The sequence below is a fragment of the Massilia scottii genome (genome assembly GCF_030846495.1).
GTDB lineage: Bacteria > Pseudomonadota > Gammaproteobacteria > Burkholderiales > Burkholderiaceae_D > Telluria_A > Telluria_A violaceinigra.
This window is the reverse complement of the sequence record NZ_JAVCWM010000025.1, coordinates 16,571-31,175: the sequence shown is the minus strand read 5'-3', so window position 1 is coordinate 31,175 and position 14,605 is coordinate 16,571. Positions and strand designations below refer to the sequence as shown.

At 64.3% G+C, this 14,605-nt stretch carries 14 protein-coding genes; all 14 read right to left on the bottom strand.

The window, feature by feature from the left end:
- Position 1: 1 nt before the first annotated feature.
- The gene (gene mshL, locus RBA41_RS26230; protein WP_306627242.1) at positions 2-1,789 is read right to left on the bottom strand and encodes a pilus (MSHA type) biogenesis protein MshL; all 1,788 of its coding nucleotides are present in this window, start codon (positions 1,787-1,789) and stop codon (positions 2-4) included.
- 8 nt (positions 1,790-1,797) lie between these two features.
- Positions 1,798-2,178 (bottom strand): hypothetical protein, encoded by a 381-nt coding sequence (locus RBA41_RS26225; protein WP_306627240.1) that lies wholly within the window; start codon positions 2,176-2,178, stop codon positions 1,798-1,800.
- A complete protein-coding gene (locus RBA41_RS26220) occupies positions 2,163-2,867 on the bottom strand; it encodes a type II secretion system protein M (protein WP_306627238.1) in 705 nt (234 codons plus the stop codon). Before RBA41_RS26220 ends, RBA41_RS26225 begins: the two co-directional genes overlap by 16 nt.
- Positions 2,864-3,583: a hypothetical protein gene (locus tag RBA41_RS26215; RefSeq protein WP_306627236.1), complete on the bottom strand. Its 720-nt coding sequence runs from the start codon at positions 3,581-3,583 to the stop codon at positions 2,864-2,866. The genes RBA41_RS26220 and RBA41_RS26215 overlap by 4 nt, the downstream gene beginning before the upstream one ends.
- Positions 3,580-4,521, bottom strand: coding sequence for a type IV pilus biogenesis protein PilM (locus RBA41_RS26210; RefSeq protein ID WP_306627234.1), 942 nt, complete (start codon positions 4,519-4,521; stop codon positions 3,580-3,582). The genes RBA41_RS26215 and RBA41_RS26210 overlap by 4 nt, the downstream gene beginning before the upstream one ends.
- 162 nt (positions 4,522-4,683) lie before the next feature.
- Positions 4,684-6,891 carry a DUF6701 domain-containing protein gene (locus tag RBA41_RS26205; protein ID WP_374709609.1) on the bottom strand — a complete coding sequence of 736 codons (2,208 nt, stop codon included), beginning with the start codon at positions 6,889-6,891 and terminating at the stop codon, positions 4,684-4,686.
- Between the two features lie 905 nt (positions 6,892-7,796).
- A complete protein-coding gene (locus RBA41_RS26200; protein WP_306627230.1) occupies positions 7,797-8,243 on the bottom strand; it encodes an agglutinin biogenesis protein MshP in 447 nt (148 codons plus the stop codon).
- A complete protein-coding gene (locus RBA41_RS26195) occupies positions 8,240-9,091 on the bottom strand; it encodes a type II secretion system protein (protein ID WP_306627229.1) in 852 nt (283 codons plus the stop codon). Before RBA41_RS26195 ends, RBA41_RS26200 begins: the two co-directional genes overlap by 4 nt.
- Complete coding sequence (locus tag RBA41_RS26190) at positions 9,088-9,702, bottom strand: type IV pilus modification PilV family protein (RefSeq protein WP_306627227.1); 615 nt, start codon at positions 9,700-9,702, stop codon at positions 9,088-9,090. The genes RBA41_RS26195 and RBA41_RS26190 overlap by 4 nt, the downstream gene beginning before the upstream one ends.
- Positions 9,692-10,330 (bottom strand): pilus assembly FimT family protein, encoded by a 639-nt coding sequence (locus tag RBA41_RS26185; protein WP_306627226.1) that lies wholly within the window; start codon positions 10,328-10,330, stop codon positions 9,692-9,694. Before RBA41_RS26185 ends, RBA41_RS26190 begins: the two co-directional genes overlap by 11 nt.
- Before the next feature lie 10 nt (positions 10,331-10,340).
- Positions 10,341-10,865, bottom strand: a complete 525-nt coding sequence (locus tag RBA41_RS26180) for a type II secretion system protein (protein WP_306627225.1) — start codon at positions 10,863-10,865, stop codon at positions 10,341-10,343.
- A gap of 80 nt (positions 10,866-10,945) precedes the next feature.
- Positions 10,946-11,467, bottom strand: a complete 522-nt coding sequence (locus tag RBA41_RS26175) for a type II secretion system protein (protein ID WP_306627224.1) — start codon at positions 11,465-11,467, stop codon at positions 10,946-10,948.
- Complete coding sequence (locus tag RBA41_RS26170; RefSeq protein ID WP_306627222.1) at positions 11,464-12,699, bottom strand: type II secretion system F family protein; 1,236 nt, start codon at positions 12,697-12,699, stop codon at positions 11,464-11,466. Before RBA41_RS26170 ends, RBA41_RS26175 begins: the two co-directional genes overlap by 4 nt.
- Before the next feature lie 3 nt (positions 12,700-12,702).
- A complete protein-coding gene (locus tag RBA41_RS26165; protein ID WP_306627220.1) occupies positions 12,703-14,406 on the bottom strand; it encodes a GspE/PulE family protein in 1,704 nt (567 codons plus the stop codon).
- Positions 14,407-14,605: the final 199 nt, after the last annotated feature.

Sequence of the window (14,605 nt, the reverse complement as noted above, 5' to 3'; positions counted from 1 at the left end):
GTCAGCGGCGCCCTGCCGCGTTCGGGTCCAGATCGTCGAAGCGGCGGCTGGTGTCGAGCAAATCCTGGTTCCAGCCGTTGGGGCCGTCGACGATGGTCGGCTTGATCAGCACCACCAGTTCGCGCTTCTGGTTGACGTTGGCCTTGTTGCGGAACAAGCCGCCGATCACCGGCAGGCTGCCCGCGCCGGGAACCTGCGAGCCATCGGCGGTCGAGGATTGGCGCATCAAGCCGCCAATGGCGACCACCCGCCCATCCTGCCCGCGCACCATGCTGTCGATTTCCGACGTCGACGAGGCCGCCAGCGGCAGGGTCAGGTTGCCGGCGCTGCCCAGGCTGACGGACTTGTTGACCGTGGTCACCTGGCTGACCGAGGGGTGCACGTGCAGCAAGATATTGCCCTTGTCATCGATCTGCGGAGTCACGTCGAGCACCACGCCGGAAAAGAACGGTTGCAAGGTCACGCTCGGGCTGACGGTATTGTTGTTGTCGCCCGTGCTGGTGGTGGTCGACACGCCGGTCACGTAAAACTCGTCGGTGCCGATCTTGAGCACGGCTTTCTGGTTGTTGATCGTGGCAATGCGCGGGCTCGACAGCACGTGCACGGTGCCTTGCGATTCCAGGAAGGAAATCAGTGCGGCGAAATTGCTGGTCTGGAAGGCCAGCCCGAACATCGATCCGGCCGTGGCCGCCGCATTCGAGAGCAGGAAGCCGGTGCTGGCGGCAATGGTCTTGCCGTCGCTGATGATCGGCGGCTGGCCGGTCCCGAACGGCAGTGGCTGGAGCGTGGTGCCGGGCGTGAGGAAACCGGTCGAGACGCGGTTGCCGTGCGAGCCGGGGAAGGAGGCGAACGAGGCCCAGTTGATGCCGCTCTGGTAGCTGTCGTTCAGTTCCACTTCGAGGATCTTGGCTTCCAGGATCACCTGGCGCCCGACCGACAGCTGGGTCGCTTTCAGGAACAGGTCGACATTGCGCAGTTCCTCCGGCATGGCGCGGATCACCACCACGCCCGACTGCGGATTGACCACCACCGTGCGGCCATCCTCTTTCGAGCCGACAATCGCGGCGATCGACGCCTTGAGCTCGACCCAGAAGTCGCTGTCCGAGGTGGTGCTGACGTTGCTGCTGTCGGACCGCTCGACCGTGGCGCCGCCGTTCTGGCCGCTATTGTTGTTGCTGCTGTTATTGTTGCCCTGCCCCGAGCTGCCGCTGCCGCCGCCGCTGGTGCTGGTGCCGGCATTGGCGACCGAGGTGGAGGTCACGCGCAGGTTGGACTTGCCCTTGCGGTTGCCCACCAGATAGTTGACCTGGAACATGCGCGTCTGCATGGTGAGCGGCTTGATCGAGACGCGGTTACCCTCGATCCGGTATTCGTAGCCGTACATTTCGCGCACGGCGTCGAGCGCTTCGGCCAGGGTCACGTCCTTCAGGCTGGCGCTGATGTTACCGCTGACTTCGGGATGGACCAGCATGTTGTAGCGCGTGCCGGTGGCGATCGAATTGAAGAATTGCTGCGCCGGCACATTGTTGAAGCTGACGTTGAAGCGCTCTTCCAGCGCCTGGCGCGACTTGGGCAACTGCCCGGCCAGCGCCGCGACGGGCGGCAGCAGGGCCGCCGCCACCGCGTCGTCGGGCCGCGCCGTGGCGGGCGCGGACCGCGCGGCGGCCGCCACCTGGGCGGTGATGTTCTCGTACGTGTCGCGCTTGGGCGTGGCGTTGCAGCCAGCCAGGATGACGGCGCTTGCCATCACGGATGCCATCACGAGGTGTTCCACACGTTGTTTTTGCATGCTCTTTGTCAGTCTCTCTCGTTATGCCGCTGCGGCGGTGGGGCCGGCGGGTACAGCCGCAATACGCGGCGGCTCGTGCCGTCCACCAGGACAACTTCGGTTTGCGTCATCTGGGCCACGCGCGCGCCCTTGAAAAGACCGCCCAGGCGCACGGTCTGGCCGTCGATCACGGCCACGTGGCGCCCGCCGGGCGCGATCAGCACCGACTGCAGTTGCGGCAGCGCGTTCGCCACCGGCGCCGCCGGCGCGTCAGCCGGGCTACCGGCCGGGATGTAGAAACGCGCCGGCGGACGGGTCGGGTCGGCCAGCGGCTGGGCCGTGGCGGCCGCCGCCTGCAGCGCCAGCGCGGCCATGCACAGCAATCGGCGCGGGTTCACAGCGTCATCCATTTCTTGTCCAGGCTCAGCGTGTACAGGGTCAGGCTCAGGCGCGCCTCGGGATAGGTGTCGACCTCCATGTGGGCCGCGCCCCAGTACAGCTGGAGCGGCATGGCTTCGAGCGCATCCATGTAATTGACCATGTCCAGGTAATTGCCGCGCACCGTCACCTCGACCCCGTGCGCGTAGATGGCGCGGCTGGAGACGGCCAGGGACGCCGTGGCCGGGGCCGCGGCTTCGGCACCGGCCGGGCCCGCGGCGGCGTCGAAGGAACCGTCGAACGACGCCACCGGCAAGCTTTTCAGGCCCACCAGGCGCAGGCGGCCATTCGATTTCAGGATCGATTCGAGCAGCGGCGCGATGCGTTCCGGCGCCACCAGGCTGCTGTGCGCCGTGCGCAGCTGGTTCGACAGCGTGGCGCTGGCGTTCCTGATCGCCGCCAGGCGCGCCTTGCCGGCCAGGTCCGGGTCGACCGCGTGCGCCTGCACCATGGCGGTGATCTCGGCATCGATGCCCTGCATATTGTTTTGCTGCTGGCTGATCTGGTTGCGCAAGGTTTTCTGGCGCACGAACAGCGGGTCGAACAGCATGGCGAACATGATGAAGACGATCACGCCGACCGTGGCGCCGAACACCATGGCGCGCTCGCGCACGCTCATCGCATCGATTTTCAGTTGCAGCTTGAGCAGGCGCGCTTTCATTTGGCGGCCTCCGGCGTGAGCCTGGCCGCCACTGCCGCCAGCTCGGCGGGCGCAGCCGATGCCGGGGCCCCGGCCACGCGTTCAGGCGGCAGATCCTGCAGGGTGAAATCGATATACGGCGCCAGCTGGGACGGGTCGGGCGACTCCTTGCCATCGACCTGCAACCGGGCGCGGCTGATCTGCAGGCTGGAAAAGCTCTTGCCCCGCATGGCCGGCTCGCGCGTGAGCCGGCTGACGTAGGCCGGCACCAGGTTGGCATCGAGCGCCCTGCCCTGCAAGGCGATATGCGATCCGACGCCGCCGATGCGCACCCCGGTCAGCCACAGGTCGCCCGCCGACTGCCGTGCCAGCGCCTTGAAGTAGCGCGAAAAACCCTTGCGCGAGTTGGCCATCGTGTCGCTGTTGAGCATCGAGGAGACGGCGTTGAGCGACGCCAGGTCGGCTTCGGCACTGGCGATCTCGTTTTCCAGTTGCTTGCTCTTCTGGCGCGGGGCGAATTCCGCCATGACCGTGGCCTGGCGCGCCTTCTTCAGTTCGAGCTGTTCGGCACCGGCCGCCGCTTCCGCTTCGAGCACGCGCACGCTGTGGCGCCCCATCAATGCCAGCGCCAGCGCGCCGGCCACCAGCACGCCGAGCGCGATCAGCATGGCGCCGGACGTGAAGATCTTCTTCTGCGTGAGAAATTCGGGGTTGAATAGATTGATCTGCTGGCTCAAGAGGCGGCCTCCTCTTGCCGCAACGCCGCGCCCAGGGTCAGGAAGAAGCGCTGCTGCTGGGCAAGCGCAGCCAGTTCCGGCACGCTCCCCAGGTCCAGCACCGTGGCCAGGTCGAGCGATTCGACCTTGGTGTACAGATTGCTGGACAAATATTCGTCGAGGCCGCCCGCGCCGGTCGGCGCCAGCACCAGTTTCGAGACATTGATGAAATTGTATTGACGGTCGAAATGGTCGAGCGAGCGTTGCAGCTCGAGGGTGATCTTGTCGTAGCACACGTGCTTGCGGTCGTGATCGCTGTCGAGCAATTGTTCGAGCGTCACATCGATGCGGCGCGCCAGGTACAGCTCGCCCTTGTAGGTCACGGTCAGCAAGCCGCCTTCGTTACTGAACGAGAGCATGGCCACGCCACGCCCTTCCGGTTCGACCAGGGCCGAGATATTCCGCTGCGCCATTTCGGGAATGTCGATCACGGCCAGCGGCACGCCGGCGTCGACAAAGCGGTTCTGGCGCGTTTCGATCAGGCTGTTGCGCGCGGCCACGGCGAACAGGGACTGGCTGCGCCCCTGGGCCTTATCGGTGGGAATGTCGAGCACGTCGATGCTGGCCTGGTCGGCGGGAAAGTCGAGCATGTCCTTCAGGCGCCAGCGCACGGCGGTGCGCAGCTCGTCGGCCGGCACATTGGGCGACTCCACCGACAGCAACTGGTATTCGCCGGCGCCGAGAATGGTCGTGCAGCGGAAACTGCCGGCGTGCAAGTCCTTGCCCGTCTTTTCCAGCATGTCCGGGCCGCCGCTCTTCTCGGCCGGATGAAACGATGCCAGGGTCACGCGCGGCATGCCCTCGGCCTGGCGCTTGATGCGGGCGGCAAACACGCCCTCGCCATGCAGGGCGATTGCCAGCAAGCCATCCTTCTTCCTTGATTTCGAGAAAAATCCCATGCCCGCAATCTATATCAATACCGCGCGCGAAGTTCGCACGGTAGCGTCTTGATTATATTCAAGTTTCACCGCGATTTAACACGAAATTTGCGATCAGCAACTGAAACCGTCTTATTTCCACCGCATAGTCATAGCAGGATGGAATGTTCTTTACGCGCCCCATCAGAAAACCTCGCGGATGTAGATCAGCGGGGTCGATTTGTACACGCCGAAGGTCAATTTGCCGGCCGCGGGCGGCAGCCAGGCCGGCTGGCCGACGCTCACGTTCACGCTGCCGGTCTTGTTGGTCGCGGCGAACTTGAACTTCACCAGGCCGTTGACCATCGACGAGCTCGCAAGCGTGGTCTTGGGATCGGGAAACGGCGTCGCCGCGCTGCACGCGGCCATGCTTTTCAGGCACTGCGAATAGCTCAGTGTCAGCTGGGCGGCAGTGACGCTGTGCGGGAACGTCACCACCCCCGAGGCCGGCACCGGCGTGGCGACGATGCTGATACTGTCGGTACGGCTGTCGGCCCAGCGGCCGTCGGTGGCGCTGGTGCCGGTCCAGTACTGGGCGCGCATGACCACGGGCAGCGCCAGCAGTTCCGAACCGAAGGCGTTTTCGATCAGCAGGCGCCCGCGCACGATCTTGGTGGCGCCCTCCACCGACAGGCCGGAACGGCCCGAGGTCACCAGGTCGGCGTCGCTGGCGCGCAGGTAAATATCGACCGGCGCCATGCTGCTTGCGGCAAAATCGAAGCTGGGCCAGGCGCTGCCGCTGCCCTGCACGAAGACGGTGGCGGCGTTGGCGATCGGGCTCGGGGTGAGCGTGCCCGAAGGCGACTGGGTCAGCCCGCCCAGGGCGGTGTAGGCCAACAGCTTGGGCGATTTCACGAACTTGCCCTGATAAAACCTGGTAACTTCGCCGGCGGCGTTGTAGGCCGTCACGATGGTCTGGATCGGCTGCTTCGAGTAATGCAGGCCGATATTCTGGCAATTGAGCGGATGCGGCGCGGCGCAGGTGATCGCAATCGGCACGGTGGTACGGAAATGGTCCGGATAAAAACGGCCCAGCGCCACGCCGTCGCTGGCGACATCCTCGACACCGAGATAATTGCTGTTTTTCATGTGCACGTTCACATTGACGATGCCGACCTCGGCGAACGTGAAATCGCCGCCCGTGGCCGCGCCCGCGCTGAAGGCGCCGAAACTGCCTTCCACCTTGCGCACCGGGTCGCCCGGGCCGGTCATCATCTCGGCGAACGGCAAGGTTTCCGAATTGGTGTCGCCGGGAATGGCGTAATTGGTCGAATCGATGGTCGCCGTAGTGAGCAGCTCGACTTCCTGCGGCGTCGTTTCCTTGCCAAAATTGGGCGTCGGGGCGCTGTTAGCCGCCTGCGCCACCACGTTCAGCGTGAAGCCGGCGCCGGCTTTCCAGAAGCGGCCGATGTCGGCCGTCATGTCGTCGGCGGCCACCGTACCGGCGGGATTGCTCAACGGCGTACTCAGGGCAAATTTATACGGCCGCACCACGAACTGCCCGCTGGTGCTGGTCAGGGCCAGGGCAGTAGCCGTTTCCGACAGAAATAATTCGATCATCCCGACGTCGCCATACACAAACTGCATCAGCGCGCTGCTGGGCGAGCCGGTCGCGAACGCCATGGCGATCCCTTGCCACTGGGTCGCGCTTTGCAAGGCCGTGCTGGAAATGCAGGCTTTCAGCGCCACGCCCTTCAGCCTGGCCACGCCGCCGGCGCTGGTGGTGGGATTAACGCAGCGAAACGAGAATTGCAGGGTCGGCGTGGTCGACGGCGGCACGGCCGGTTTGAAGTTGTTATCCACAAAAGTCACGTACACGGGCGACTGCACGCCCGCCTGCAAGGTCGGCACGCTGAGCAGATTGCATTTACCCGCCGTGCCGAAGGCAACCCCGACTTCGCACGGATTGTCGGTGAACACATAGCGCGCGCTGCTGAAGGTGATCGTATTGCTGGCGCTGTTATTGCCCATGTCATTATCGAACTGCAAGCCGCTGGCGGTCGCGCTGCTGGTCATGCTGTTCGGCGCCGTCAGGTCGATCCTGGCCGTGATCGACAGCGCCGGCGCCGACTCGCCCACCTCCAGCGATTTGGCGCTGGTACAGGTCACCACCTGGCCGCTGGCGCCGCAGCTCCAGCCGGTGCCGGACGAGGACAGGTAGCTCAGGCCATTGGCCAGGGTATGCTTCACCGTGATCGGCCCGGCGTCCGGCAAGGGACCCTGGTTGGTCACGGTATGCACCAGGTTGACGTTGTTGCCGCGCGCCGGCGTGCCCGTCAGGGCAATCGCCAGCGACAGGTCGGCCACGTCGACGTTCGGCACCGAGACGATTTCCGCGTTCAGCAAGACCATGTCCTGGCCCGATTCGTACAGCATGGTGGCGGTGGTCTGGCCGGCGAACAGCTTGGGACTGGCCAGCAGGTAGGAATCGAAGTCGATCCCGTACGACGCGTTGTCGACCGTGCCGCCGATATTGCTGGTGGAATTGAACTGGTTGCCGGTCGGATTGGCGCCATCGACCATCTCCGCGCCGTTGAACTTGAGGTTCTCGCCGCCGCCGGAGAGCGAGCTGTCGCCTTCCCAGGTCACGTGGGCGATGCGGCCGGTGGCGCTGCCCAGCGGCGATGGCGTCCTGAAGTTGCTCAGGTTCAGGCTCACCTTGATATTGTCGGTGCCGAAGGTGCGGATGTACTGGAAACCCTCGTACAGGTTGAGCACGCGAAATGCTTCGTTCGGATCCGAGTAGATCGCCACCAGCGAAAAGCCGCCCACCACGCCTTCCACCGCGCAGTACGGGGTACCGTTGGTGATCGTCAGGTTGGAAAATGCGTAGTCGGCGTTGCGCTTGGCCGTCACTTGCGCCGTCACGTCGACCGCGCCGGAAAAATAATTGTAGCCGATGGTCGCGGTGGTGAAGCGGCGGTTGGCCGGCGCGCTCAGCGCCACGCCATCCATGCTCACGCCGTAATCGGGCGTGCTGCTCGACCCGGCCCAGTACAGGTGCGCGCTGACGATCTTGGCGGTGGCGGGAATGCCGGTCAGCTTGGCGACCAGCGCATTGTTGGTGATGTTGCAAGGAGCGCTGCCGTTGGCGCCCGTGCGCATGGTCTTTTGCGTGCCGGTGAAGTTGAGCCGGCCGGCATAACTCTTGAACAGGGCGATCGGCGTGTCGGCCCGGGCCGGCAGGCTGGCCAGCAGCAGGCCGGCGCCGCACCCCATGGCCAGCGCGGCGCGCCAGAATCTGTCGATGCGCTGCGTCATGGCTGCCCCGGCTCGCTGAATTCGACATGCACCACGCGCTGCACATAGTCGATGTTATTGGTCGGACTCGGGCAGGCACCCGGGCCCGGCGTGTTGCAGGCGGTGCTACGGAGCGTGTAGCGCTGCAGCTTGCTGACCGCATCTAACGTGCGCGTGCAGATCACCGTGACCTTCATGCGCGCCAGGGTACTGTCGGCCGGCATGGGAAAGGTGCTGGTGGCGCAGGCGCCATTGGCGCGCGTGACCTGGTACACGCCCCATTCGGCGCCGGCGCGCGCCGACAAATAGGCGCGCGTGCCCTGCAGGTCGAGCGCCGAACTGGTTTGGGCGCTGGTGGCCAGGGTCACCATCGCCACCGCCAGCCCGGCCAGCACCACCAGCAGGAAAATGGCGGTGACCAGGCTCACGCCGCGCATGCGCTCCAGGTTCGGAAAGCGTTTCATGGGTTGTTATCCACGTGCACCTGCTGGATCAGGCGGATCGGGCCATCGCTGCCATTGGCCCGGTGCAGGGTGAGGGTCATGCGCACCAGCGCCGAGCGCGTGTTGCCGACCAAGAAATAATTGAATTCGCAGGATGCCACATTGGTCGCCAGGATCGCCGGCGCGGCGCTCGGCACCGCCTCCTGCACCGCCTTGAAGCCGTAGTTGGCGTGGCGGTACAGCATGCCGTTGGCGCAGCTGTAGGTGACCGGCTGGCCGATGACCTGGAAGCGGTGCAGCGGATGGGCCATAGGCGGGTTTTGCGCCGCGAACGGATTGGCCGCCAGCGTGACCAGCTTGTTGGCGGCGTCCACCGCCGTCACCTGGGCGCGGTTGGTCGGCACCGCCGCGTACACATTGGCAAGATCGCCTTCGATGGCCATGTTGTTGACCACCACCGTGTCGCCCGCCACGATCTGCTGGGTCCCGACCTGCAACGGGCCGACCACGCGAAAGTTGACGTCGGTGGCGACGGCGAAGTTCAGGTGCTCGCCGGATTCGACATCCTCGGCGGCGAGGTAGCGCCCACCCGTCTTGGTGGGCACGAATTCGATCGAGGTGCCCGCTGCGCTCGAGGGCCCCGTCACGCGCACCGTGTTCGGCAGCGCCAGGCGGATTTCGCGCACCATGCGCCGCACGGCCGTGTCGGCCACGTCGGTCAGCTCGGCGCGGCCGGCGCTGTCGACATAATTTTGCACCGGCAGGCGCAGGAAAGTGGCGACGATGCCGCCCAGGATGCCGGTGATGACGATCACGACGATCGCCTCGACCAGGGTAAAACCCGCTTGATGTGAACGTGGCGGCATCATGGCGGCGAATTCGGTGCGTAGCGCGCGCGGTAGCCGTCCAGCACCACCGTTTCGACATTGTTGTACGACACCGCCACCCGGATCCACAGGGCCTCCGATGGCGGCAGGCCGGCGCCCGCCGGGCCCAGCAGATTGGTGGGCGTCACGGTCAGCCTGGCGGTGTAGCCCGGCAAGGGGATTTCCATTCCGGCCGCGTCGCTCAGCTTGCCGGAAGTGACGAACGCTTCGGTGGCGCTGCCGTAGGCGGCCACATAATCGTTGACGTTGTCGAACGGGCGCGTGCCGCCGGCTTCGTTGCCGACGTTCTCGACCAGGGTGGCGCAGCCGGTTGGGCCGATCGCCGCGCTGGTGGCCGAGTCGACCCGGTCGTCGGTGGCGTCGCAGAAGGTGAAGCGGGCCAGCTGGACTTCTTCCATCAAGCCTTCGGCCAGCATCAGCGCCTGCTTGCGCACCAGCGGGTCGGCGCTGACCCGGGTGGTCAGGTTCATGGCGTTGAGGATGCCGGCCAGGCCGACGCCGATGATCACCATGAAGATGATCAGCTCGACAAAGCTGATGCCGCGCTGGTAAGCGAGGGTGCGCGGGCGGATGGCGGCGCGCTCAGTGCACATGGCCGGTATCGGCTTCCACCACCAGGGCGACGCTGCTGGCGCCGGACTTGACGGTCATGGTCAACCTGGCAAACGCGGCCGCGCCCACGTTGGCGGGACGGCCCAGCGCATCGTAGGAAAAGAAAGCGGTCGCGGGACTGGTCGCGTAGGTGACGCCGGGCGGATTGCCTTCGCAGGCCCAGCTGGTCGAATTGGTGCAGCGGGCCAGCGTATTGGTGCTGGCCGTATTGTTGGCGGAGGGCGACATGACGCGCCGGTCGGCGGGACAGCTGCCGTCGGCCACGTACACGAAGCACAGGGCCACGCTGTTGCCGTCGAGGCGCACGTACACGAGACGGTTCTGCGCGACCGCCACTTTCTGGCCGTAGCGGATCAGGGAGCGGGCTTGTTCGGTGAAGGCGGCCGCGTCGTACACGGCGCGGTCGAAATAGCGGGTGGCCGCGGCGGCGGCCAGGACGCCGACGATCACCATGACGGTGATCAGCTCGACCAGCGTGAAACCGTGCTGGAAGTGCTTGCCTTGGCGCCGCAGGATGCCGCTCATGGAAAAGTTGCCGGCAGGACTGGCGCACTGGACAGCGGCCTTGGCCGCGATGCCTGTCGTTCCGTGCGCCAGTGTGCCAGTCACTCGGTACGGCTTAGCAGGACGTGGCTTTGACGGTGATCACCGGCGGAGTCGCATCGGTGGCTGGAGCCACTGCCGCGACGGCTGGCTTGTAGTGCACGTAGCAGTTCAAGCCCTTGACGGTACCCGCCACGCTCAGCGGCACAATGGCGACTTCGCCGGCGATGGTGGTCGGCGTGTTGGCCGAGCTTTGCGCGGTGGTGATCAGCTCGTAGTCGGTTTCTTTCAGGCCGGCCGCTTCGAGCAGGGCGGCATTGCCGGTAGGATAGCCGTTAGCGACCGTCACCGAGGTGCCTTCGAGCGACACGGTGGCGGTTGGGGCGATCAGGTACTTGCCGTGCACCATGGCCGAGACGGCTTCCAGCGATCCCTTGGCCGCCTTCATGGTGGCAGCGCGGGCGTCACCGCCGAGGTCGGCGAATTTTGGCAGCGCGGTGGCGGCGAGGATACCGAGAATGACGATCACAACGATCAGTTCGATCAGGGTGAAGCCAGCTTGAGCAGTGCGAATGAACTTACCGTGGGATTGCATTTTCATGTGGATCTCCAAATTCGATTTAAGCAGTGAAATATGAGGCGCGTAACAGAAACACGACTACCGTATTCTTTAACGGCGGTTTAACTATTAACTTGAGTAAGGGCAACGGTCCGGGTTTCTGGCGTACCACTCTGCTTGGCGGGGATTATGGGCAAGCGAGTGAATTCTACCTTGAAGTTGATGCGCTTCGCAGTGCCACGTGGAAATTTTTTTTCCCCACTTATCAAGTACACCAAAGTTTTGCTTTTACGGTCGAAATACCAGTTGCCGGGAGCGACCTGGGCCGGGGTCGGCGCGAAGTATTCGCCGGCATAATTGCGCGGCTTTTCGGCCAGCCAGTCGATCGGGTTTTCCCCAATGAGAGCGGGAATTTCCGCCTCTTTTCCACGGGCTTGCAACTGGCCGATCTTGAGCACCAGCGCGCTGCGCAGCACGCCGGCGAGCTGCTCCACGGCGGCCAGTTCGGCCTGTTCTCGATAGTAGAGCAAGCGTTGTAAAAGCACACCGGTCAACACCGCCACCACCACCGTGCACACCGCCATTTCCAGCAGCGAAAAGCCGCGTGCGCGCGATAAGCTTGATGGGGTGGCAATCTGTCTCATTTATGCAAAGCGGCTTTGCCCAGATCCCAGATCGGCAGGAAGATGCCCAGCGCCAGCACCAGCACCATCGCCCCCAGGAACACGATCATGATCGGCTCGATCTGGGCCGACAGGGTTTTCAGTTCGTAATCGACTTCGCGCTCGTACATCTGCCCGATTTCATCCATCAGGTCGTCGAGCGAGCCGGTTTCCTCGCCCACCGCGACCATCTGCAGCACGATCGGGGTAAATACCCCGGCCGCCACCGCCGTGCGCAAGATGCTCTCGCCGCGCTCGACGCCATCGCGCATCTGCTCCACGCGAGAGGACAGATAGGCATTGTCGACCGTTTGCGACACCACCGTGAGCGCCTGCACCATCGGCACCCCGCTCTTCATCGACAGCGCGAAACTGCGCGCAAAGCGCGCCATGGTGCCTTTCAGGATGATCTTGCCGGCAATCGGGATGCGCAGGCGCACCCGGTCCCACCACATGCGGCCCTCTGTGGAATTGATGTAGCTGCGCCAGCCGAAAAACGCCACCACCGAAAAGCCCAGCAGCGCCGGCCAGAAACGCACCATGAAGTTCGAGCTGCCGATCAGGATGCGCGTCATCAGCGGCAACTGCGAATTGAAGCTCTCGAACACCTTCACGAACTGGGGAATGACGAAAATGTTCACCACGATCATCGCCAGCAGCATGGCGATCATGACAAAGGTCGGGTAGCGCGTGGCGGTTTTCACCCGTTCGCGCATGTCGCGGTCGAATTCGAGGTGGTCGAACAGGCGCAGGAACACGTCTTCCAGGCGTCCCGTCATTTCGCCCACGCGCACCATCGACAGGTAAAAGTTGGAAAACACGTCCGGATGGCGGCGCATCGCCGCCGACAGTTCGCGTCCGGAATCGAGCGACTCGCGCAAGTCCTTGATGACCTTGCCGAACGACTTGCTGATGGCCGATTCCTGCAGCCCGGCCAGCCCGCGCATGATGGGCACGCCGGATTTGAGCAAGGTGTAGAGTTGACGGCTGAACAACTGCACATCCATCGAGGTGACTTTTTTCTCGAACATGCGGTCGAGCCAGCTCTCCTCCTCGCCGCTGCTGGTGACGGCGCGGCTGGTCGGGCTGATCTCGAGCGGCGTGACGCCGTTGCCGAACAGCTGGTCGGCCACGGCCCCGCTGTCGGCGCCCTCCAGCACGCCTTGCATCAGCTCGCCTTTGGCATTGCGTCCCTTGTAGGCGAAGAACGGCACGGTTTATTCCTCGATCTGGTTACTGATGCGCATCGCTTCGGACACCGTGGTGCGGCCCTGCACGGCCAGCTGCACGGCGTGGCGGCGCAAGGTTTCGCCCTGCATCTCGGCGTGCGCCGCTTTCAGGAAGTGGGCCGGATCGGGATGGTTGGCCGCGTCCACCACGGCGCGCGTCATTTCCAGCAGCTCGTACACGCCGGTACGGCCGCGGTAACCCATGCCGTTGCAATGCGAACATCCTTTGCCGTGGAAAAACTGCGTGCTCTCGGCATGCTCGTGCAATTCCGCGCGCAGCCATTCGCGCTCAAGCGGCGTCAACTGGTAAGTGGTGGTGCAGCTTTCGCAAATCACCCGCACCAGGCGCTGCGCCAGCACCGCCTGCAGCGAACTGCCCACCATGTAGCGCGGCACGCCCATGTCCATCAGGCGCAGCGGGGTGCTGGCGGCATCGTTGGTGTGCAAGGTGGAAAGCACCAGGTGACCGGTCATGGCGGCGCGCAGGCCGATCTGGGCGGTTTCCTGGTCGCGCATCTCGCCGACGAGCACAATGTCCGGATCCTGGCGCAGTGCCGAGCGCAACACGCGCGCGAACGACAGGTCGATTTTCTCGTTGACCTGGACCTGGTTGATGCCGGCCAGGCGGTACTCGACCGGGTCTTCCACCGTGATCAGCTTTTTCTCGACGGAATTGAGTTCCGCCAGCGCGCTGTACAGGGTGGTGGTCTTGCCGCTACCCGTGGGGCCGGTGACCAGCACCAGGCCGTTGGGGCGCTGCACGATGGCGCGGAATTTTTCCACCAGGCGCGCCGGCATGCCGATCGCGTCCAGCCGCAACGTCGTGCCGCCCTGGTTCAGCAGCCGCATGACGACCGACTCGCCGTACTGGGTCGGCATGGTCGAAATCCGCACGTCGATGCGCTGCTGCTTGACCTTGACGGCGAAGCGGCCATCCTGCGGCAAGCGCTTTTCGGAAATGTCGAGGTCGGACATGAGTTTCAGGCGCAGCGCCAGCGGCGTGGCGATCTTGATATCGGCCTCGGTCTGCAAGTGCAGCACGCCATCGATGCGGAAACGGATCTGCAGCCGCGTTTCCTGCGGTTCGATATGGATGTCCGAGGCGCGCACCTGGGTGGCGTCGTCGAACACCGATTGCAGCAGCTTGACGATGGGCGCCTCTTCCAGGCCCGGATTGGCGGCCAGGGTGCCGAAGTCGACGAAGGTGTCGCCCAGATCCTGTTCCAGCTCGCGCGCGAAGTCGGTGATCTCGTCGGTGCGGCGATAGATGCGGTCGATCGCGGCCAGCACCTCGGTTTCATTGACCACGGCCAGCTCGATATTGCGTTTGACCAGGCGCGCGATCTCGTCGTAGGCGAACAGGTCGGTCGGGTCGGACATGCCGATCAGCAGCGCGCCGCGCCGGTCTTCGAGCGCGATGGCGCGGAATCGCCGGGCCTGGGTTTCCGGCAACTGGCGCACGATGTCCGGGTTGGTGTTGTAAAACTTGAGGTTAATGTACGGAATGTCGAGCTGCTTGGCGAGCGCGCCCGAAATCTGTTCCTCGGTCACGAAACCGTTTTCGATAAACACCCGGCCCAGTTTGCGGCCGGTGCGTTTCTGGTCCTGCAACGCCGCACCCAGCTGTTCTTCGGATAACAGGTTTTGCTGGACGAGGATTTCGCCGAGGCGGACTTTTTCTGGGCGTGCCATGAAGACCCTTGTTGGTTTGCTTGTCGAGTGAATAAGACGCTTGTTGCGCGTACAAAACCGTCGAACTATTCTATTCCAGAAACACTCGTTTTTTACATTCACAATGATTTTGTGTCGTACTAACGTGCAACCATTGTGCAAGCGACACTGAATGCGCTACAGTCGGAGCGTCGCTCCCTGTCAACCTTGCCACCTCTGC

Excerpts from the sequence above, each read along its gene's own strand:
- mshL (WP_306627242.1), bottom strand. The coding sequence starts at position 1,789 with ATGCAAAAACAACGTGTGGAACACCTCGTGATGGCATCCGTGATGGCA.
- RBA41_RS26225 (WP_306627240.1), bottom strand. The coding sequence starts at position 2,178 with ATGGATGACGCTGTGAACCCGCGCCGATTGCTGTGCATGGCCGCGCTG.
- RBA41_RS26220 (WP_306627238.1), bottom strand. The coding sequence starts at position 2,867 with ATGAAAGCGCGCCTGCTCAAGCTGCAACTGAAAATCGATGCGATGAGC.
- RBA41_RS26210 (WP_306627234.1), bottom strand. The coding sequence starts at position 4,521 with ATGGGATTTTTCTCGAAATCAAGGAAGAAGGATGGCTTGCTGGCAATC.
- RBA41_RS26205 (WP_374709609.1), bottom strand. The coding sequence starts at position 6,891 with ATGGTCTTGCTGAACGCGGAAATCGTCTCGGTGCCGAACGTCGACGTG.
- RBA41_RS26200 (WP_306627230.1), bottom strand. The coding sequence starts at position 8,243 with ATGAAACGCTTTCCGAACCTGGAGCGCATGCGCGGCGTGAGCCTGGTC.
- RBA41_RS26195 (WP_306627229.1), bottom strand. The coding sequence starts at position 9,091 with ATGATGCCGCCACGTTCACATCAAGCGGGTTTTACCCTGGTCGAGGCG.
- RBA41_RS26190 (WP_306627227.1), bottom strand. The coding sequence starts at position 9,702 with ATGTGCACTGAGCGCGCCGCCATCCGCCCGCGCACCCTCGCTTACCAG.
- RBA41_RS26180 (WP_306627225.1), bottom strand. The coding sequence starts at position 10,865 with ATGAAAATGCAATCCCACGGTAAGTTCATTCGCACTGCTCAAGCTGGC.
- RBA41_RS26175 (WP_306627224.1), bottom strand. The coding sequence starts at position 11,467 with ATGAGACAGATTGCCACCCCATCAAGCTTATCGCGCGCACGCGGCTTT.
- RBA41_RS26165 (WP_306627220.1), bottom strand. The coding sequence starts at position 14,406 with ATGGCACGCCCAGAAAAAGTCCGCCTCGGCGAAATCCTCGTCCAGCAA.